Below are 20,107 nucleotides of genomic sequence, written 5' to 3' on the forward strand. Positions count from 1 at the left end.
GATTCTACCGCTCAGAAAGCGGCACCTAATCAGGGGCGTCACCAGCGGTGAAACTATCCTCGAAGGCTTGGGGATGAGGCTCGCCGTGAGGCGAGCTTTTTTTTGACTGGACTATGCTCGCACATTGGCTGAATAATGAAGACCCGACAATGTATTCAACGGTGCTGTATGCGGCAGGCGCTTAATCAGGGCGAATTGAGATGAGTGGTCGGGGACGAGCGCGTTTAGGATAGCGAGGGGCGCCTTATTTTCTAATCAAGGGCTGCTAGAGTTCGGCTCGTTTCGGCGTAAAAAGTTAGGCCATTCCGATTCTGGGCGGCTTTCACCGCAGGCGACGCATACGTAGTCTTCGCCAGGCAAACCAAGATAATAAGCCTTTCTTATATACTTGTGAGGGCACGGGTTCGCAATGTGTGGCTTGCCGCTTTTGATTTTCATTATTCTGCTCCAAGCGCTGCCACAGCAATGCTTTATCTATCTGCTAGCACTGGGCCAGTCCTGGCTTGTTTCACTCCATTTTTCTATTCCTTTTCGAAGTAACGTATCGATGCGTTATGTCCCTAGGCAGTGGTTGAGTGACGTCAAGAACTCAGGAAGTGTCGTTTAACTATCATGAATTCAATTATTCTCAAGTAAGTTCTCTTAGAAGAGCGAAAAATCCTGTAGCAATGCTGTCAGTTTTTTTCGATTCGCCGCCATATTCGTTCGTGAAAATAAAAAGCGATGGTGTTACAAGTGGGCTCAATAACCGCGATTAGCCCGCCTGTGAGAGCCGAGCCTGTAAGTAGATAGGCGACCGCAAAGGCAATACTGAAGTGGAGTATGCTAAAACTTAGGGTTTTGGGTAGGGGGCCTTTAGTTTTTGAGTGGCAGCAGTGTACGTCAGATGCGCTTTTCATTGTTGTCCCTTAGCTCGGATTGTTGTGAGCCGCACGTTGTGACATACGGCTCACAGAACTGATCACCGTTTTGCTTCTTCACCGGGAGCAGCCGACCGGCTCAAGAAAGCTCGAGTTATCTCGGGAAGGTGATCTTTCAGCCAATCGGCCATGGCGACCTCCTCTTTCAATATCGACCGGCAGGCCTCGGCAGTGAGTTCATCCCCTGCGAACGTCGCTGCTTCAATAAGTACCGTGTAGGAAGCAATTTCAAAATTTTCAAATACGTATCCAGACATCGCACCTTTAACCACTTCATCGCTCATCGCCATGCCACCCACTGCTTGGCCGAAGGCCATGAGCTTGCCTGCTAAGTCTTTCAAGGTCGAGGTGCTCCTTCCTAGGCGCTCTATGCATTCAACCAATTTCCGTTGTTGTCCTTCCGTTTCGGTGATGTGCTGCGTAATTCGCTCACGAAGATCGGGATAATGCTCCAACCGTTCCGCTTGCGCTTTAAGCATTTTTTCGGCTTGCTGCTCCATCGCGTGAGCATCGCGCAGCCAATCCAATAAATTTTCTGCAGGCTTAGTCATGAGTGCTCTCCATGTAGTGAATTTATTCAGAGCTGAATTCAATTCACTGCGTTCGGCTAGGTTGATGAACGGTTGAGTGCGCAACCTATTTGTCTGCAGTTATTTGGAAAATGATTTTGAACTTTCACATTGTGTCCATTCGTCTTGAGAGCTCTTTGGCGATTTGCACCATTGATCCCTCCGTTAACTCCCACAAAGGACACAGGACGTATTTGCGTGCTGGTTCAACCGTTGGGAGATTTAATATGTTTATCCATAACAAGCGTCTTCAATATACCGTGCGCGTCGCGCAGCCCAATCCCGGCCTTGCCAACTTGCTTTTGGAGCAGTTCGGCGGCGCTCAGGGTGAGCTGGCCGCTGCCAGTCGATACTTCACCCAGGCCCTGGCCGAGGATGACCCAGGCCGCAAAGACCTGCTGATGGACATCGCCACTGAAGAGCTGAGCCACCTGGAGATTGTAGGCTCGATCATCGTGATGCTTAACAAGGGCGCCAAGGGCCGACTTGCTGAGGGGGTCGAAGAGGAGGGAGAGCTGTACCGAGCAATCAATGGCGCCGGTAACGATTCCCACATTACCAGCATCCTCTACGGCGCCGGCGCTCCGCTTACCAACTCGGCAGGGGTGCCCTGGAGTGCGGCCTATGTGGACACCATCGGTGAACCGACAGCTGATTTTCGCTCCAACATCGCTGCCGAAGCGCGGGCGAAGATCGTGTACGAGCGCCTGATGAACGTGACGGACGACCCAGGCGTGAAAGAGGCGCTGGGTTTCTTGATGACGCGAGAAATCGCACACCAGCTTTCTTTCGAAAAAGCACTGCACGCCATCCAGCCTAACTTCCCTCAGGGCAAGCTCCCAGGCATGCCGGAGTTCACCAACAAATATTTCAACATGTCGGGTGAGCCGAATGTGCGCGGCCCTTGGAATGAAGGCGAGGAGTGGGAGTACGTCGAGAATCCATCGGCTGCCGTTGATGGCGGAGATGGCACCGCTTCGGTAGAACTGGCCGCTCCTGATCTGGCGGTATTGGAAGCCATGAAGCTGCGGACGATGTCCGATCCAGCCAGCAACCCGGTCACCGGCGCGGATCTTGGTTCAGGCTTGGTCAACGGTAAAGATGACTGAATTTCGGGAGGCCGCAATGAGCACTTTGAAAAGGAGGGATAAGGCTCAGGTCGGCATCGGCTTTGAGCATTTGATGAGCGCGGCGGTAGCAGAGTTTGAGGCCGACTCGCGCCTGGCTTGCCGAGCGATGCGAGTAAAGATGGCCACAAGCATGTTCGGCGTTGGCTCCCTGCTGCCCAACGATCTGCCCCCAAAGCTTCCCATTGAATCCTTACACGAGAGCTTGGTCAGCCACACCCTGCAGTGAAATCGATTTTCAAACCCAAGGAGAATGACGATGGTTGCTCGCAAAACAGTTGAAGACCTGTTCATCCATGAGCTTTCGGATGTGTACAGCGCTGAGAAGCAGATCACCAAAGCATTGCCGCGTCTGGCTAGGGCATCTACCAATCCGCTGCTGGCGGATGCGTTCACTTCACACCTAGCGGAAACCCAGGGGCAGATAGAGCGCATTGACCAGTTGGTAGAGTCCGCTGGATTGAAACTCAAGCGGATGAAGTGCGTAGCCATGGAGGGTTTGGTTGAGGAGAGTAAAGAGCTGATAGATGAAATCGAGAAGGGGGCGGTGCTCGATGCGGCGCTCATCGGGGCATGCCAGAAGGTTGAGCATTACGAGATCGCCAGCTACGGCACCCTAATTGCGATGGCCAAGCACCTCGGTATGGAAGAGGCGGCCTCGCTGTTGGCCGACACGCTTGCAGAAGAAAAAGCTGCAGACGAGAAGCTGTCAGCGATTGCCGAAGAAGGCGGCAACCAGGCCGCCACCCTCGAGAAGTAACGGGTCGGGCCCAGCCAAGTACGTGCTGGGCCTTCTAGGAATTTGTCATTTCCGCGATTTCTTTCTCGCAACGCGCGTCTTCTTATACAAAAAAAAATTCTTGTGGAGCATTTTGACCCGCCGGTCCGGTATCTCACCGGCGCGGTGGAAATCGGTCGCTATTCGGAGGTGATGCGCCCATGGTGGATAAATCCTTCAGCATAGACCTAGCGTCGTAGGAGAACGACATGCGCATTCGCGGTAAGGCTTTTTGGGCATGGGCTGACCCCACGCTCCACCACCAGATCCATGATGAATCCCTCGCCGATGGTACAACCATTGACGTGCAAAGCAGGCTCTCTCGAGCTGGAGGAACTCAACTGTTCATCGGCGTGTACGCGCCAAGCGGCCTGGTTCTTGATGAACAATTTTTCGATTCACGACCGGGCCAGTCGATGACAACGGCTCTTTCCTGGGGCGTAGATATGGCCCTCCAGAGGGCGCGCGAGGCTTCATCTTCACTTTCTCAAACGGCTGACGTGTCGGATCGGTCTAAGGAGAAAGTGGAAGACTATGTCCGTATCCAGTGAGTCAGAAATTCAAGTTCAGCAAGCGCTGCTGCCAGTGTTTTCCGCAGCCGAGCAACTGAGGCTAGACCCTGAGGTCCTACGGCTCGTGGCGATTGGTGGATTGACGCAGGACTCCCCTCCGGAATGGGTGACTCCGATTCTTCAACCAGAGGTCATTGAGTGGTTCCGCCGGCAAGCGAGATTTGCTGATCGGGACTGGCTCGAAGCTGCGCCTCGATGCCCTTGAGTTTTTGCATTTGCTGTTTCAGCTTTTCGACTTTAGTGCTGAGTAGCCACGACGCGGCATTACGACAGGCACTCATCGCGTCTGTTCCTCGATGGAGGACCGCCTGTTACTGCAGTGCTACTGGTTTTCAGGATGCCGGAGTTGCTCCATGCAGAAGCAGTGTAAGACCGATAAAGAGCGGCGACTCAAGCGCTGCGAGCATGAAGCAGTAGGCGAGAGGGGCAAATCCGATTGGAGCAAGATCCGGAGATGATGAAGGTTCGCCTGGTGGAGCACACCTTTGGAACGAACAGATTCTGGAAGGGAAGCAACCAGTTCGTGACCAAAACCCTGCCGAGGTTAAGCACCGAAATGAGCCTTCACGTGCTCGCCTCCACAAACGCATGGTGAGCATTTTCGGCATCGCAGGACTACTTGAGGCGATCAGGGCGTAACCCCGCCGTTTGCTGGCCCGTAAACAGCTACATGGGCCGCTGACGCGGCCCGTGTAGCACTACAAATGTCTATTTTTCTGGGTGAGGGTATTTACGCTCTCGCCTGATGATTCCGCAGGTAATCTGCTCGGTTCTCAGTTATCGATGCGATTACTGCGTTTTTCCACAGCCTGGATCGATAGCGGTCAGTCGTTAAGGGCTGCCAGCAGCCAGAAATGATCACACTGAGTCCTCTACCGAGCTTCCCGTACTCAGTTAACCCTCGTAATCGCTCTTCTGTCAGTTCTCCTGCGGCAACCGCTTCGGCTTCAAGCTGCACTCCATCGGTATCAGTGGCTATGAAGCGAGAGGGGTTAACCACGGGAATCAGCTGGATACAAGCCCTGACCACCGGTCACCAAACAGGGCGATTGCCAAGCCTCCGAGCATCACGATTACCCCGGCCAACTTGAAACCAGATACCGGCCTCTCGACTGCCCCGAGCAGTCCGAAGTGATCGATAACTAGGGACGAAATGATCTGCCCGGCGATGGCGAGGCCAAGCAGCGCTGAAAGGCCTATTTTTGGCGCGAGTACCACGTAGCTGAGCAACGCGCCGGCACCTAGCAGGCCACCTAGAAGGCTCCACAAAGGCTGGGCAGGGATAGCCGCGATTGAAGCCACTATCCCGCCACGCATCAACGAAAAGATGCCCAGGCATAGCGCACCGGCAGTAAAAGAAAACAGTGCCGCCGCTACGGAATCTCCACCCACACCTTTAGCGAGTTGGCCATTCAGCGTGGTCTGCAGGGTGATACCAAGCCCCGCGCAGATAGCCAGTAGGTAGTAGGCTGCATTCATTTAACGCCTCCTTACTTGGCTGACTCAAGCGGCAAGAATGCCTCGGCAAACATATCCGGCTGATAGCCAGCAGCAGCAAACAGATGCTCACGCGACTCGTCGATCGCCGCGCGCAGCTTTTCGCTATTCACACCCAGAACCTTGCCGCCCTGCTTGACGATACGCCCGCCGATCATGACAGTGTCGACATTGCTGCGCTCTGCCGCATGTACCACGGTGCCGAAGGCATTACCTGACGGATAAAGGTTGATGTCCTGCGCGTTGATAAGGATCAGGTCAGCCTGTTTGCCGGGAACCAGGCTGCCGATTTTGTCATGCAAGCCAGCGCAGGTGGCGCCGTCGACAGTCGCGGCTTTGAGCAGAACATGGGCGGGCAGGGTCACCACCGGATGATGGTCTTCGCTGCAGCAGCGCTGCTGATGCATGCCCAGGACGCGCTGCAGATAAAACGCTACCCGCATCTCCATGAACATGTCGCCGCTGTAGGACGTTTCGTTATCGACGCTCAGCCCAGGGCTGATGCCATGACGCTGAGCCGCCTGCATGGCGAACATTCCATCTTCAATGCCGTAGTGGGCATCTGAACGCGGGCATACGTTGACCCGCACGCCAGCCTCGCGAAGGATCTTCCACCCGGCGTCCGGCAGCGCGGTGCAGTGGTTGAAGATGTTGTCAGAGCGCAGCAGCCCCTCGCGATGCAAGCCTTCCAATTCAGCTGCCATGTCCCCACCAAAAAACTCGGTGATGATCGGTAATCCCAGGCGCCTGGCCTCAGCCCACAGCTCAGGTTCCAGCTGCGCCATCACTGCCAGTGAGAGCAGCGGGTTGTCACCGTTCTTGATGTATTTGTCCTGCAGACGCTCGAGGTTGCCCGGCCAGTGGGCTTTGTCCCACTCACCCGCCACCGGCGCTCCCGAAGCATGTACGGCGCGTATGCCTGCATCGAGCAGCGCCTCTACTGCGGCATCGGAGTGCGCACCGGTGCGGCTGTTATGCGAGTTGTCGACAAGGGTCGTGATACCAGCATCGATACAGCCCAATGCACTCAGCAGGTTGCCGATATACATGTCCGCCGGACGATAATATTTGGCGAACGAAAAGTGGGTGGCGTTGCAGTAATCCTCCAGGGTTGCGGCGTTCGGATTAATTCGCCGTAGTTGCCCCTCCCAGGAGTGACGGTGGGTATCGACCATGCCCGGCATGGCGATCATGCCGGATGCCTCAATCACAAGAGCGTCGCCGGCTTCGAGATTTTCATCGATGGCCGAGATGGTGCTGCCTTCTATGAGGATATCGCCACGCGCCAGATTGCCGATGTCGCCGTCCATGCTCAGCACAGTTGCGCCGCGGATAAGTGTGCGTCCGGCCGGAGCGGCTGGAGCCTGCACTATGCTGCGGGTGTATTCACCCATTTCAGTACCCCTCTTCAAATTTCGTTGGAAGCAATGTACGCAATTCGATACTGCGGGAAAAAGATGGTAGAACTGTTTTTATTATTCAATTTATGCGAATAATAATGCCTCCTTTCACCGCTCCAAGGCTGTTACCCGTCATGGACCGTATTCAAGCAATGCAGGTTTTCGTCCGTGTGGCTGAGGCAGGAAGCTTTAGCCAGGCGGCGCAGACGCTCTCTCTACCGGCCTCAACGGTGACCAGCAGCGTTAAAAATCTTGAGAAGTACCTGCAGGTGCGCCTGCTGAACAGAACAACGCGGCGGGTTAGCCTGACGCCTGAAGGCGCCCAATATCTGGCGCAATGCAGGGAAATATTGGGACTGATCGAACGCACGGAGACCAGCCTGACGGATTCCGTGAAACGGCCGCAGGGGCGTTTGCGCGTCGATATGCCGGGCGGCATTGCCCACTTCATCGTCATTCCAAACCTGCAAGACTTTTACCGGCGCTACCCGGATATTTACCTGATGATAGGCGTCAACGATCGGCAGGTTGACCTGCTTCAGGAGGGAGTCGACTGCGTCATTCGTACAGGCGAGCTGGATGACTCAACGCTCGTTGCGCGACCACTAGGCCGTTTTCGCTGGGTGACCTGTGCATCTGCTGCCTATCTCGAAGAGAACGGTACTCCGCAGACTCCGCGAGATTTGTCTCGTCACCGGGCCATCCATTACTTCTCGGGCCGTGCAAGGCAAGCAGGTGAGATGCGCTTCGCCCGTGGCGACGAGAAAATCTCAGTACCGGTCAAGGGCACAGCAGCCGTCAACGAGACTGGGCTCTACATCAAAATGTGCCTTGAAGGCTTTGGGCTCGTGCAACTCGCCGAGAATGTTGTTTCCGAACATCTACGAGAAGGGCGGCTGGTCGAAGTGCTTGCTGACTGGCAGCCTGACCGGGTTCCTGTGCACTTGTTATATCCACATCAGCGCTTTCTATCACCAGCTGTGCAGGCGTTCGCTGACTGGATCGCTGGGCTAGTTCACGACGGCGGTTCGCCTGCTGGCTGATCAGGAGATGAAAGCTTCTCCGGACTAAAATGCCAATCACTATTGGCGTTTATAGGATGGTTGAATGGTGCGCCTGGCTTGGCCCAGCAGTAGTGGACCGTGGCTGCAATTAAAAAATCGACGCATTCCGCTGCTCCTGAAAGTGAGCGGTGTCGTCAGCTTCATTTGCACGCAAACCGATGAACGTCAGGCCGAGCATTATGCTGGCGCCCGAGCCGAAGCGCAGGAAGGAGGCCCTCAACATGGCGTAGCCTGGCGCGTAAATGATCCTAATGAGGAGTTAGGTAATTTTGCCCGTCCATTTTGGCTCGGAAGCGGCTCATTCTATGACCGTGCCATGCGGGCGCGTATACCCTTGCCGTGCTGCGCAGACTGCGCGTAGCGCAGCCCGGCCAGCAATACCCGCCGACGTATGCTGCTAGCCCCTTTATGACTTGGCCTCCGTGACTACCCCTGATCTGCAATAGCCTTATCTGCGCAAGGTTTCAAATAGAAATGCCCTGAACCATTGATTGCCGGCATCAGCGTCGTAGGCACCATGCCAATGAACGGTAGACTCGACCCCCGGCATCTCCACTGGCAGCGGGTAAATCACGAAATCATTCGAATGATTCAGCGCATGTGCGACGCCTTCAGGTAGGGTGACCATCCACCCTGTATGCCTGAGTATCTGCGGCACAACTGTAAAGTGGGGTACCCTCAAAGCGATGTGTCGATTCAGGCCACGTGAGGCCAGAGTGTCCTCGATGGCTAAGTGGCTGCTGTCAGTGGAGGTGACACTGACATGGGAGAGGGCAAGAAAATCCTCCACGCTGATTTTCCCGGCCGGAAGTCCGTCACGCTTGCGAGTCATGCAGGCGTATTGTTCTCGGAACAGGGATTGGTACCGGGTGGTTGTTTTCAGTGTGGGCAGGTTACCAATTGCGAAGTCCAGTTGCCCCATACGCATCCGCTCGACCACCATGGCGACGGGTACCAGCTCTGATGAGAGCTTAATGGCCGGCGCAAGCGTTTGAAGCCGTTCACAAAGCGACGGCAGGAACACCTGTTCGCCGATGTCTGACATACACAAACGGAACTCCCGGTCGCTAGTACCAGGATCGAAGGGTTCGGTTTCATTCAGAGCATCGCGTATTGCCGTGAGTGCCCGTCCGATCGGTAGGGCAATCCGCTCGGCGGTCTGGGTCGGCATCATGCCTTCCGGCGTGCGTACGAATAGCGCATCATCAAAAAGCTTGCGAAGTCGACCCAAGGCGTAACTTACAGCAGGTTGTGTAATCGCCAGGCGTCCAGCCGCGAGTGTCAAGCTGCGTTCCTCCATTATGGCCTGAAAAACCCTAAGCAAATTTAGATCGACATCATTCAAGTTGCGCATTCGTATAAATACCGTTTATCAATTGTATAATTGCCATGAATTTGACTTATAGAGTACAGGTTCATAGACTTCGGAACAACAGCGAGGCGATACAACAATCTGAGGCTTTGAGTGATGGACACAGGTTTTTGCAAACAACAAGCAGTTGGCGGGGCATTAACACTTCCGGTGCTGCTGTCGAAACGTATTGAACGCAGCCCTGAAACGGCGCTTTTTTCCGACCGAAGCTGCACTTGGACTGCTGCGCAACTTGTCGACGTGATAGGACGGCGTGCCACAACACTAGCGGAATATGGGATAAAGCGTGGAGATCGGGTTGGATTGATGTGCGCCAACCGCGCCGAGTTCCTTGAAGTGCTGTTGGCATGTGGTTGGCTGGGCGCGGTTGCGGTGCCTATTAATACCGCCTGTCGGGGCATGCAGTTGAATCATGTGCTGGCTAATAGTGGGGCGCGCTTGTTGGTCAGTGACGAGGTCAATCTGGATGTGCTCGCGGCACTTGATTACTCTGCGCTTGCTGTCGAAGCCCTGTGGGTCCTTTCGCCGCAAGGCGATGTCAACGCGGTTTGGCAGGAGCGGTTAAGGGTGCGGTCGATGCCCCCTCGCAGTGCGTCCATGGCCCCACCTGCAGTGCTCGAGGATGGCGACCCGCTGGTTATCCTTTACACCTCCGGGACTTCCGGGTTGTCCAAGGGCGTGATCTGCCCGCACGCCCAATTCTTTTGGTGGGGGCTGAATACCGGTGGCGACCTACAGGTGCGCCCCGGGGATGTGCTGTATACATGCCTGCCGTTGTTCCATACCAATGCATTGAACGCCTTTTTCCAGGCCTTGCTGCACGACGCACAGCTGGTGGTAGACAAACGTTTTTCCGCTAGCGGCTTCTACCAGGCGCTGGCGGAAACCGGGGCCACAGTGACGTATCTGCTGGGAGCCATGGTGCCTATCCTTCTCAGCCGTCCGCACAATGAGCTCGAGCGCGCGCATAACGTGCGTGTCGCGCTAGCCCCAGGCGTCCCTGAACAGTTCCACGCCCCGTTTATTCAACGCACAGGCATCGGCCTCATCGATGGTTATGGGGCTACCGAAACCAATGCCGTGATTGGAGGGACTCTGGAGAATCAGCGGCCTGGTTTTATGGGCCGATTGGCCAAAGGCTTCAGTGCCCGGGTGGTAGACAGCCAGGATCAGCCGGTAGCGGATGGCGAACCAGGAGAGCTTGTATTGCGCGCTGAGCAGCCCTTCGCTTTCGCCTGCGGCTACTTTGGTATGCCGGAAAAGACTGTCGAAGCCTGGCGCAACCTGTGGTATCACACCGGCGACCGGGTTGTGCGCGATAGCGACGGCTATTTCCGCTTTGTTGACCGCTTGAAGGACACAATCCGTCGCCGTGGAGAGAACATCTCGTCTTTTGAGGTGGAGCAGGTTCTGTCGAGCCACCCCGCGGTGGAGCTCGTGGCGGTATATGCGGTGAAATCTGAACTGGCGGAAGATGAAGTCATGGCATCTATCGTCATCAAGGAGGGGACTAAGCTCGATCCATTGGAGCTGACGCAATATTGTGAGTCACGGTTGGCGTATTTCGCCGTGCCGCGTTACTTAGATTTTGTTATCGAGTTGCCGAAAACCGAAAACGGCAAAGTTCAGAAATATAAATTGAGAGAACTCGGCGTTACCGCCAGTACATGGGACCTAGAGTGCTCCGGCTACAGGCTTAAACGCGCCTAATCATTTAGCTTTGACTGCCGTGCAATAAAAAACGATGCAATAACAATAAAAATAGCGTTCATAAATATTCAGTCATTGACGGAGACGGCCATGACGGGCACGCATTCGCTTGAACTATCAGATAACCAGTCGGAGCACAGTCATGTTTCCGCTGCAGTTGATAACCGAGTACCGATCGACAGCAAGACCTTTCGCAAGATCGTCTTGGCTTCTGTCACTGGCACGGCGTTGGAATGGTACGACTTCTTTCTCTACAGCACAGCGGCGGCGCTCATATTCGGGGAATTGTTTTTCCCCAAGGGCACCGATCCACTGGTGGGTACGATCGCGGCACTGGCCGGGTTTGCGTTGGGTTTTCTCGCGCGGCCTTTCGGTGGGGTGATATTCGGCCATATCGGGGACAAGTACGGTCGCAAAAAAGCCTTGGTATGGACGCTCTCTATCATGGGCGGGGCAACTTTCTTGATCGGATTGTTGCCCACCTACGCTCAAGCGGGCATGTGGGCGCCCGCGTTGCTACTGCTGTTACGTATCTTGCAGGGCATCGCAGCAGGAGGCGAGTGGGGCGGTGGCGTGCTGATGATCAGCGAGTCGGCGCCACCTGAGCGCCGCGGCTTCTACGCTTCGATTAGTCAGATCGGAGTGGGCGGTGGGTTCGTCTTGTCCGCAGCGGTGTTCTATCTAGTCCAGTTGTTGCCGGAGCGGGATTTCCACAGCTGGGGTTGGCGCATTCCGTTCCTTATCTCGATCGTCATATTCGTCCTGGGCGTCTACATTCGCCGGACATTGCCAGAGAGTCAGGATTTCCAGCGAGCTGAGGCAACGGGCAAGACGGCGCATATGCCCGTGCTGGATGTGTTGCGCAGATATCCGCGGGAAGTGCTGATGGCCATGGGGTTGCGAGTGGCTGAAAACGGCGGCTCCTACATCATGCTGGCGTTCGCTCTTGTCTACGGCAAGTTTCTTGGCGTGCCCAATAGTGTGATGCTTGCGGGAGTCACGTTCTCCACGTGCGTGGAGTTGGTGGCCATGCTGTTCTGGGGGCGTTTGTCGGACCGCATAGGTCGCAAGCCGGTATATATGGTGGGTGCCTTAGGGATGGTGCTAATGGCATTCCCATTCTTCTGGTTACTCGAGACCCGAGAGCCTGCCTGGATCTGGCTCGCCTTCCTCATTGGCAATGCCATCTGCCACGGGGCCATGATCGGTACGCAGCCTAGTCTTATGGGCGAACTGTTCAGCACTGAGGTCCGCTATTCCGGAATGGCTCTCGGGCACGAAGTCGCCTCGGTATTCTCCGGTGGCCTGACGCCGATGATCGCTACCGCCTTGCTGGCGCATTACCAGGCTAGTTGGCCAGTTTCTCTGATGATGATGGCGCTGGGGCTGATCACAGTCATCTCTCTTTGTTTCACCAAGGAGACCCGCGTGCGGGCCAAAGGAGGGCGGTCATGAACCGGTCAGCAAGCAATGACGCCGTGGCGCTGATCGCCGGGGCCCTGGAAGTACCTTACAACCGGCGCGGCACGGGTGAGTCGACGTCGCAACTGCTCGGCAGGGCGGTGCAGCAATTGCTGCGCCAGGCAGGCGTGGCAGCGCATGAGGTCGACGGCCTGGGCGTGGCATCCTTCACCCACCGGCCGGACAACGCCATCGATCTGGCGTGGCGCCTCGGGCTGACCCTGACCTGGTGCATGGATGACCGCAATGGCGGGGCTAGCGCGATCAATATGCTGCAGCATGCCGTGCGTGCCATCCAGCACGGTGATGCCAACGTGATCGTACTGGTGGCCGGTGATACGTTCACCCCGGAGGATTTCAAGACTCTGGTCGACCATTACAACCGGACCACCGAGGAGTACCTCAAGCCGCTTCAGCACGGCGGGCCCAATGGGGTGTTCGCGATGCTCACCCAGCGTCATGCGCAACGCACCGGCCTTGGCCGCGAAGACTATGCAGAGCTGTGCATTGCCCAGCGAGCCTGGGCGCAGCGCAACCCGCTGGCGGTCTACCGCGAGCCGCTGACCATCGAGCAGTACCTTGAGGCGCCCATGGTGGCCGACCCGCTGTGCCGGTTTGACTGCGTACCGGTAGTCAATGGCGCCAACGCCATCCTGCTGACCCGCGCCGACCTCGCCCGCAACACGGTCAACGTGGCGGTGCGTGCAGTAAAGGCGCTGCACAACGATGACCACCAGGCTGGCGATGGCCTGCAGACGCCGCTGGCAAAGATTGCCGACACGCTGTGGGACCGCGCCAATACCGGGCCTGATGCCATGGACCTGGCGTGCGTGTATGACGACTATCCGGTCATGGCCCTGATCCAGCTCGCCGACCTGGGCTTCGTCCCCGACGACGATTACCGGCGAGCGCTGCGGCGGATAGGCCGTTTCGAACTGCCGGTGAATACCTCGGGCGGGCAGCTCTCGGCCGGCCAGGCGGGCGCGGCGGGGGGTATGCATGGGTTGGTCGAAGCCATTACCCAGCTGCTTGGCGACGCCGGTCAACGCCAGGTCAGCGATGCGCGCCTGGCGGTGGTGACCGGCTATGGCATGGTCCAGTATCGCTACGGCATGTGCGCCAACGCGGTGGTGCTCGAACGGTGGCAAGGGGGTGTGGCATGGCGTTCATGATCCAGCAATGTGTCGGTTGCGGCCAGGCCAGTTTCCCGCCGCGTTACAGCTGCCCGCGCTGCGGTGAGGCGCAGTGGCAGGAAGTCTCTGCCGGGGTCGCCCGGATTGCTCAGGCTACCGTGGTGCGCGCGCGGATCGGGATCGCTGCCGCAGAGCTCCTGCACCTGGCTAGTGTCGAGCTGAGCGATGGGCCAGTGGTAATTGCCCAGACAGCAGAGCCTTTGCCTCCTGGCACCTTGGTAGAGCTCGCCATAGATGAATATCGGCGAATCGTAGCCCACCCGGCCGACCGCGACTTGTAATCAACAACTGTTCGAGCCGACCTCGATCGCCGAAGCGTGCGTCGTCGGCCGACCCCCCAGCTAGTCATTCCCTGACCATGCATGGCCTCAAGGCCTTGCGCGTGGTGCACGTGAGTACCCAGGAGTGTGGTTATGCCTGCAGTGATCGATTACCGACTAGTGTCTGGCTTAGGGCTGGCGCTGGCTTGCCAACAGGCCTTGGCAGATGAACTATGGGCCGATGCTTCAACATATTTTCAGCAGGGAAGCTTGTCCGGTTTAACCCGGAACTTTTATCTCAACCGCGACTTCCGCAACGGTGGTGCCAACCGCCGATCAGGCACCGTTAACGGTTATCGCGCGGAGTTGGCCCAAGGCTTAACTCTGGACTACATCTCCCCGTTCACGACTGGTGTTGTCGGCTTGGGATTCGACGCGCATCTGTATGCGGGATTGAAGCTTGACAGTGGTCGTGGCAAGACCGGCACCAACCTGCTTCACGTCAACAACGACGGTGATGTGGCGAATGAGTACAGCGTGGGCGGCGGTGCGCTCAAGCTCAAGTACCGTGAAACGGTGCTCAAATACGGCTCCATGGAATTGCGCACCTCTCCGGTGTTCCTCACCGATGGTGGCTCCGGGCGCCTGTTGCCGCAAACGGTGACAGCATGGCAGCTCATCAGTCGCGATCTGCAGCCGCTAACCTTCGATGCCGCCCACATCACCGCCGGCAAGGCGCCTTCGGAGAACCGCAACGACAGCACGCTACGTTCCCTGTATGGCGCTACGGAGACGGATACGGTCGATTATCTCAGCCTGAATTATGAGCAGGGCGCAGTCAAAGGCTACCTCAGCACTCAACGTGCCGAAGATCTTTGGCGCCAGGATTACCTGGGGTTTCGCTACTTGCCTGCCCTCGTCGAGGGGCTGACCCCAACCTTGAATTTCAGCATGTACCGAACGGTCGACATCGGTGCCGCCCATGGCGGGCCCATCGACAACTTAACCTGGTCCTTTGCTCCGGGCGTCAAGTTCGGTGCCCACTCCCTCATGCTTGCATACCAGAAGGTGCAGGGCGACACGCCCTTCGATTATATGGCGTTCCGAGACGGGCAAACCACCGTGGCACAGCTGGCTAACAATGTACAGCTCAGTGACTTCAACGCGCCCAACGATCGGTCCTGGCAGGTTCGTTACGACTATGACTTCAGTGCGCGTGGCGTGCCTGGCCTGAGGTTCATGATTCGCTACATGCAGGGACAGGGTGGCAAAGGCTCCGATATCGAACCGGACAGTTCCTACTATCCCCTCGGCTTTCGAGATGGGGGGCGCCACTGGGAACGCAATATCGAGATGCAATATGTCGTGCAAGACGGGCCGGCAAAAAACCTCAGCTTGAGAGCGCGGTACGGCGTGCACCGCGGTAATTCGGCTGAGCCACGCGGTGACATGGATGAGATTCGCCTGATCACCGAATTCCCTTTCAAGCTGCTGTAGATGGCGCCGTTGGCAATGCTTCATCAAAGCTGCTTCGCCAAGAATTCATGTAGAGCAATGTCTGTCCGCTTACCGTAGAAGGAGTAATGAGATGAGCAAATACATCGATATTCAGGCACGAGACCAGGCTGGAAGTTTCAAGGGATATCTGGCGCTGCCGCCTGAAGGCAAGGGGCCAGGCATCGTGTTGGGCCAAGAAATATTTGGCGTGAACGCCAACATGCGCGAGGTGGCGCAGATGTATGCCGAGGAAGGTTATGTGGTTCTGGTGCCCGACTTGTTCTGGCGTCTACAGCCGGGTATCGACCTGGGCTACACCCCCGCAGATTTCGATAAGGCTTTGAGCCTCTACACCGCACTGGACCTGGACAAGGCCGTAGACGACATCGCCGCCGCCTTCGACACGCTGCGGGATCTGGCCGAGGTCACCGAGCCCGCCCTGGGCTTCGTGGGCTATTGCCTGGGAGGCAAACTGGCCTACCTCACCGCCACCCGTACTGATGTCGCGGTTGCGGTGGGCTACTACGGCATGGGTATTGAGCAATACCTGGATGAAGCCGATGGCCTGAGCGGTGGGCTGGTGCTGCATCACGGCGAACTGGACGGGCTGTGTGACGCCACGACCCGTGCGCGTATCGCCGAGGTGCTGCGTGGCCGCCCAGGCGTAGAGCTGTATACCTACGAGGGTGCTGACCATGCCTTTGCCCGCCTGGGCAGCGATCACTTTCACAAACCCTCGGCCCTCATGGCTCATGGGCGCACCATTGGCGCATTGAAGAAGTACATCGGGCCGGCCTACAACCTTTCAGACCTGTGGGACGAGCACATCCACCATGAGTTCGTTACCCGAGACGTGCCGGCCACCCTGAAGACCATGGTCGCCGAGCCTTACGTGAACCACATTCCGACGCTGACCGGCGGGGTGGGCAGCAAGCAACTCGGACGCTTCTATCAGCATCACTTTGTCCACGCCAACCCCGAGGACACCAAGATGATTCCGGTTTCTCGCACGGTCGGCGCCTACCAGGTCGTCGATGAATTCATCATGTCTTTCACCCACACCTGCGAAATGGACTACATGCTGCCTGGGATAGCACCTACCGGCAAATACGTGGAAGTACCCATGGTGGCGGTGGTCAACTTCCGCGGCAACAAGCTATACCACGAGCATATCTACTGGGACCAGGCCTCTGTGCTGGTACAGATCGGCCTGCTCGATCCAGAAGGGCTACCGGTGGCGGGCATCGAAACGGCCAAGAAATTGCTCGATGAATCGCTGCCTTCGAACACGCTGATGGCCCGCTGGGCCAAAAGTGAGCACCTGTGAGCGCCATCACGACTGTGGGCAAGGAGGTCCTGATCACCGGCGCCAACGGAGGGTTGGGCCTTGCCTTGATCGAAGCGTTTTTGGCTGCGGGGGCAAGTCGTGTCTACGCCGCTTGCCGTAACCCTGAGCGTCTGCTGTTCGATCATCCGCAGGTGGAGGCGGTGGATCTGGACGTCACCGACCAGCAGCAAGTCGCGCAGGTGGCGAGCAGGGTACGGGTCGATATCCTGGTGAACAATGCTGGCCTCAATAGGCAGCAGAGGTTGCTGGGCACCGAGGACCCCGAAGCCGCTGCCCAGGAAATGGCCGTCAACTACTTCGCCACGCTCGCGATGATGCGTGCCTTTGCGCCGACGCTTGTCGAGCGAACTGGCGCCATCGTCAACGTGCTGTCGATTCTGGCGCGGGTGGCGTTGCCAGCCATGGGGTCGTTGTGTGCGTCCAAGGCGGCCGCGTTGCGCCTGACCGAGGCCGCCCGGGCGGAGCTGGCCGGCCAGGTGCAGGTGATGGCAGTGCTCCCCGGTGCGATCGATACCGCGATGAGCCGTGGCGTTGCGGGTGCCAAGGCCAGTCCTCGGGACGTGGCCGACGCGATCGTAGCGGGGTTGGCCAGCGGTGCCACCGAGGTCTATCCCGACCCCATGGCACTGGACGTTGCGCACAAGCTCGCGGCCAACCGGGCAAGTACGCAGGCCTACTTCGCCCGGTACCTTTAAAAGGGCCGCAGCGGGAGTGCTGCTCAAGCGTGCAGCACCACCGCAAGCGATGCTGCACGCTCGGGCTGACTGCAACGCGCTGGCCTGCTGGCTGAGATGAAAAGTCGCGGCGGCTTGAGCATCACCTGCAGGCTTACAAGCAAAATCCGAAGATGTTTGGTGCCGCAATTAAGTTGCGGGCATCGTTAACATGAAAGTTGCAGTGAATTACTAAAGCGCATTCACATCCATAGCTTTGCCTGAAATTCATGTATTCCGAGTTCTAATACATGAAGACGATATTTCGATTATTAATTTATATATGACCTCACTAGACTCATTGAAAACATCCTGCTCAGGAGGGCGCTGTGTCCAAACATTTGCTACGTCACTATATCGCTGGGACTTTCGTCGAGAGCAGCCGCAGGTTCGACAACATCTCTCCTGTCAATGGGAGCCTATTGGGCCAGGTATGTGAGGCTGGTGAAGATGAAGTGAATGCTGCCGTCGAAGCGGCGGCAGGCGCTCAGTCGGGGCCGTGGGCTGGATTCAGCACTGCCCAGAGGGCTGATCTGCTAGAGCGGATCGCCGATGGCATCGAGCGTCGATTTGAAGACTTCGTGGCTGCCGAAGTCGCTGATACTGGTCGGCCCGTGCATCAGGCGCGCAGCCTGGATGTTGCACGGGGCGTGCAGAACTTTCGTACCTTCGCTGATTTAGTGCGACAAGGCGGTAGCGAGCTTTTTGAAATGCGCACCGGCGATGGCACGGATGTGTTCAGTTATACCGTGCGTAAGCCGCACGGCGTCGTGGCCATCATCTCGCCGTGGAACCTACCGCTGTTGCTGCTTACCTGGAAAGTCGCGCCAGCGTTGGCCTGTGGTAATTCTGTGGTTGTCAAACCGTCGGAAGATACGCCTTCCAGTGCCACGCTGTTGGCCGAGGTCATGCACGAGGCCGGTGTGCCCGCCGGTGTATTCAATCTTGTGCATGGCTTTGGCCCTGATTCTGCCGGTGAGTTTCTTACTCGCCACCCTGGCGTCAATGCCATCACCTTTACCGGTGAGTCGCGCACCGGCTCGACCATCATGCGCGCTGCTGCCGAGGGCGTACGTGAGGTGTCTTTCGAACTGGGTGGCAAGAATGCCGCAGTCGTTTTTGCAGATTGCGATTTTGATGCGGCAGTTGCCGGTGTGCTGCGTTCCAGTTTCACCAATTCTGGCCAGGTCTGCCTATGCACGGAGCGGGTCTACGTCGAGCGGTCGATCTACGAGCGCTTTGTCGCGGCGCTCAAAGCAGGCGCCGAGAAGCTGAAGATCGGCTATCCCGACGAAGACGGCGTGAACATGGGGTCGCTGATTTCCCATAAACACCGCGACAAGGTGTTGGGCTACTTCCAATTGGCTGTGACAGAGGGCGCGACAGTGGTCAGTGGCGGCGGTGTGCCGACATTTGGCGACGAGCGCGACCAGGGCGCTTTTATCCAGCCGACTATCTGGACCGACCTTGCCGATGACGCTCGCTGCATTCGCGAAGAAGTGTTCGGTCCGGTCTGTCATATCGCGCCCTTCGATGGCGACGAGGAAGTGCTGCAACGCGTTAATGATTCGGCCTACGGCCTGGCTGCTTCTCTGTGGACTCGCGATCTGAAGCGGGCCCACCGTCTCTCTCGACGTATCCATGTCGGCATGGTGTGGGTCAATACCTGGTTCCTGCGCGATCTGCGTACGCCTTTTGGTGGCGCACGCTTGTCTGGGCTTGGCCGCGAAGGAGGGCGCCACTCGCTGGATTTCTATTCCGAGCTCACCACCATTTGTGTCAATCCGTAAGGACAGGAGAACTCCATGCATCCAGCAATCGCTGAAGCAGCAGCGTGTCTGCGCCAGGCTCGTGAACAGGGCAGGCCCTGTGCGCCAGTACGCGATCTCATCGAGCGTGCGGCTGCCGAGCAAGATGAACCCGCGCTAAAGCAGGCCTACGCCGTGCAACAGCACAACAACGCCGCCGACATTGCCGCAGGCTGGAACCCGGTAGGTCACAAGATCGGTTTGACCTCCAGTGTTGTCCAGCGCCAGTTGGGGGTTGACCAACCGGACTTTGGTCGGCTGTTTGCCCAGATGGCCCGAGGTGACGGCCAGCTTATCAGCTGGAGTGAATGCCAGCAGCCCAAGGTAGAAGCAGAGATCGCCCTGGTTCTGGAGCGCGATCTGTGCAATGAGCGCCACACCCTGGCCGACATTATCCGTGCCACTGCTTTCGCCCTGCCGGCCATCGAAATCGTCGGCAGTCGAATCGCCAACTGGGACATCAGTTTGCTCGACACGGTCGCCGACAATGCTTCGTCCGGGCTGTTTGTCCTGGGCAGTCAGCCGGTATCCCTGGGGCAATTGGACCTGGTCAATTGTGGCATGCGCCTGACTTCACGCGGCGAACCGGTATCGGTCGGAGCCGGCGCAGCCTGCCTGGAAAACCCACTGAATGCGGCGGTGTGGCTGGCCAATACCATGGTCCGTCTCGGCGAGCCATTGCGTGCCGGTGACGTGGTGTTGACCGGTGCCTTGGGACCTATGGTGCCGGTGAGCCCGGGCGATGTGTTTACCGCTGAGATCCAGGGCTTGGGCCGCGTCACTGCGTCCTTTGCTCAAGCCGAGTAAGGGGGCCCTAA

General features: G+C 57.4%; 20 protein-coding genes and 1 pseudogene. 15 read left to right on the forward strand and 6 right to left on the reverse strand.

Translation table 11 applies throughout. The annotated features are described in order from the left end of the window. Nucleotides 1-674 precede the first annotated feature (674 nt). Together SB765_RS01135 and SB765_RS01140 are read right to left on the reverse strand one after the other, a co-directional pair. Entirely contained in the window at nucleotides 675-899 is a 225-nt protein-coding gene (locus tag SB765_RS01135) for a DUF2061 domain-containing protein (protein ID WP_081717257.1), read from the reverse strand. A 62-nt stretch (nucleotides 900-961) separates the two neighbouring features. Continuing rightward, a complete protein-coding gene (locus SB765_RS01140) occupies nucleotides 962-1,471 on the reverse strand; it encodes a ferritin-like domain-containing protein (RefSeq protein ID WP_027609202.1) in 510 nt (169 codons plus the stop codon). 245 nt (nucleotides 1,472-1,716) lie between these two features. On the opposite strand from SB765_RS01140, the gene SB765_RS01145 reads away from it, so the two are divergent. The 4 genes from SB765_RS01145 (at nucleotide 1,717) to SB765_RS01160 (ending at nucleotide 3,945) form a co-directional block, all read left to right on the forward strand. After that, entirely contained in the window at nucleotides 1,717-2,598 is an 882-nt protein-coding gene (locus SB765_RS01145; RefSeq protein ID WP_027609203.1) for a manganese catalase family protein, read from the forward strand. 16 nt (nucleotides 2,599-2,614) lie between these two features. After that, entirely contained in the window at nucleotides 2,615-2,845 is a 231-nt protein-coding gene (locus SB765_RS01150; protein WP_027609204.1) for a hypothetical protein, read from the forward strand. 30 nt (nucleotides 2,846-2,875) lie between these two features. Then, complete coding sequence (locus tag SB765_RS01155) at nucleotides 2,876-3,376, forward strand: ferritin-like domain-containing protein (RefSeq protein ID WP_027609205.1); 501 nt, start codon at nucleotides 2,876-2,878, stop codon at nucleotides 3,374-3,376. 227 nt (nucleotides 3,377-3,603) lie between these two features. Next, nucleotides 3,604-3,945 (forward strand): hypothetical protein, encoded by a 342-nt coding sequence (locus SB765_RS01160; RefSeq protein WP_027609206.1) that lies wholly within the window; start codon nucleotides 3,604-3,606, stop codon nucleotides 3,943-3,945. A 152-nt stretch (nucleotides 3,946-4,097) separates the two neighbouring features. On the opposite strand, the gene SB765_RS01165 is transcribed toward SB765_RS01160, so the two are convergent. Beyond that, entirely contained in the window at nucleotides 4,098-4,247 is a 150-nt protein-coding gene (locus SB765_RS01165; RefSeq protein WP_155738207.1) for a hypothetical protein, read from the reverse strand. 9 nt (nucleotides 4,248-4,256) lie between these two features. Here SB765_RS01165 and SB765_RS01170 point away from each other — a divergent pair. After that, nucleotides 4,257-4,605: pseudogene (locus SB765_RS01170) on the forward strand (IS5/IS1182 family transposase); the annotation flags it as partial. A 366-nt stretch (nucleotides 4,606-4,971) separates the two neighbouring features. Here SB765_RS01170 and SB765_RS01175 read toward each other — a convergent pair. Beyond that, a complete protein-coding gene (locus SB765_RS01175; RefSeq protein WP_027609207.1) occupies nucleotides 4,972-5,445 on the reverse strand; it encodes a DMT family transporter in 474 nt (157 codons plus the stop codon). Nucleotides 5,446-5,456: 11 nt separating this feature from the next. Then, a complete protein-coding gene (locus SB765_RS01180; protein WP_027609208.1) occupies nucleotides 5,457-6,857 on the reverse strand; it encodes an amidohydrolase family protein in 1,401 nt (466 codons plus the stop codon). A gap of 140 nt (nucleotides 6,858-6,997) precedes the next feature. On the opposite strand from SB765_RS01180, the gene SB765_RS01185 reads away from it, so the two are divergent. Then, nucleotides 6,998-7,906 carry a LysR family transcriptional regulator gene (locus SB765_RS01185; protein WP_027609209.1) on the forward strand — a complete coding sequence of 303 codons (909 nt, stop codon included), beginning with the start codon at nucleotides 6,998-7,000 and terminating at the stop codon, nucleotides 7,904-7,906. 469 nt (nucleotides 7,907-8,375) lie between these two features. Here SB765_RS01185 and SB765_RS01190 read toward each other — a convergent pair whose 3' ends face one another. After that, entirely contained in the window at nucleotides 8,376-9,272 is an 897-nt protein-coding gene (locus tag SB765_RS01190; RefSeq protein WP_261871733.1) for a LysR family transcriptional regulator, read from the reverse strand. A gap of 123 nt (nucleotides 9,273-9,395) precedes the next feature. Here SB765_RS01190 and SB765_RS01195 point away from each other — a divergent pair, with 123 nt between their 5' ends. The 9 genes from SB765_RS01195 (at nucleotide 9,396) to SB765_RS01235 (ending at nucleotide 20,096) form a co-directional block, all read left to right on the forward strand. Then, entirely contained in the window at nucleotides 9,396-11,009 is a 1,614-nt protein-coding gene (locus SB765_RS01195; protein WP_033693252.1) for an ATP-dependent acyl-CoA ligase, read from the forward strand. A 90-nt stretch (nucleotides 11,010-11,099) separates the two neighbouring features. Continuing rightward, nucleotides 11,100-12,464 (forward strand): MFS transporter, encoded by a 1,365-nt coding sequence (locus SB765_RS01200; protein WP_025754668.1) that lies wholly within the window; start codon nucleotides 11,100-11,102, stop codon nucleotides 12,462-12,464. Beyond that, the gene (locus tag SB765_RS01205; RefSeq protein WP_027917336.1) at nucleotides 12,461-13,642 is read left to right on the forward strand and encodes a thiolase family protein; all 1,182 of its coding nucleotides are present in this window, start codon (nucleotides 12,461-12,463) and stop codon (nucleotides 13,640-13,642) included. The genes SB765_RS01200 and SB765_RS01205 overlap by 4 nt, the downstream gene beginning before the upstream one ends. Further along, nucleotides 13,630-13,944, forward strand: coding sequence for a Zn-ribbon domain-containing OB-fold protein (locus tag SB765_RS01210; protein WP_025754666.1), 315 nt, complete (start codon nucleotides 13,630-13,632; stop codon nucleotides 13,942-13,944). The genes SB765_RS01205 and SB765_RS01210 overlap by 13 nt, the downstream gene beginning before the upstream one ends. 132 nt (nucleotides 13,945-14,076) lie before the next feature. Further along, complete coding sequence (locus SB765_RS01215; protein WP_027609213.1) at nucleotides 14,077-15,420, forward strand: OprD family outer membrane porin; 1,344 nt, start codon at nucleotides 14,077-14,079, stop codon at nucleotides 15,418-15,420. 91 nt (nucleotides 15,421-15,511) lie between these two features. After that, nucleotides 15,512-16,747, forward strand: a complete 1,236-nt coding sequence (locus tag SB765_RS01220; RefSeq protein ID WP_025754664.1) for a dienelactone hydrolase family protein — start codon at nucleotides 15,512-15,514, stop codon at nucleotides 16,745-16,747. A 14-nt stretch (nucleotides 16,748-16,761) separates the two neighbouring features. Continuing rightward, nucleotides 16,762-17,463 carry an SDR family NAD(P)-dependent oxidoreductase gene (locus SB765_RS01225; RefSeq protein WP_218186970.1) on the forward strand — a complete coding sequence of 234 codons (702 nt, stop codon included), beginning with the start codon at nucleotides 16,762-16,764 and terminating at the stop codon, nucleotides 17,461-17,463. Between the two features lie 347 nt (nucleotides 17,464-17,810). Then, on the forward strand, nucleotides 17,811-19,271 hold the full coding sequence (locus SB765_RS01230; RefSeq protein WP_027609215.1) for a 2-hydroxymuconic semialdehyde dehydrogenase: 1,461 nt from the start codon (nucleotides 17,811-17,813) through the stop codon (nucleotides 19,269-19,271). Nucleotides 19,272-19,286: 15 nt separating this feature from the next. Further along, the gene (locus SB765_RS01235) at nucleotides 19,287-20,096 is read left to right on the forward strand and encodes a 2-keto-4-pentenoate hydratase (RefSeq protein ID WP_027609216.1); all 810 of its coding nucleotides are present in this window, start codon (nucleotides 19,287-19,289) and stop codon (nucleotides 20,094-20,096) included. The last annotated feature ends 11 nt before the right edge of the window (nucleotides 20,097-20,107 follow it).

The organism is Pseudomonas sp. SIMBA_067 (assembly GCF_046534675.1).
Lineage (GTDB): Bacteria > Pseudomonadota > Gammaproteobacteria > Pseudomonadales > Pseudomonadaceae > Aquipseudomonas > Aquipseudomonas putida.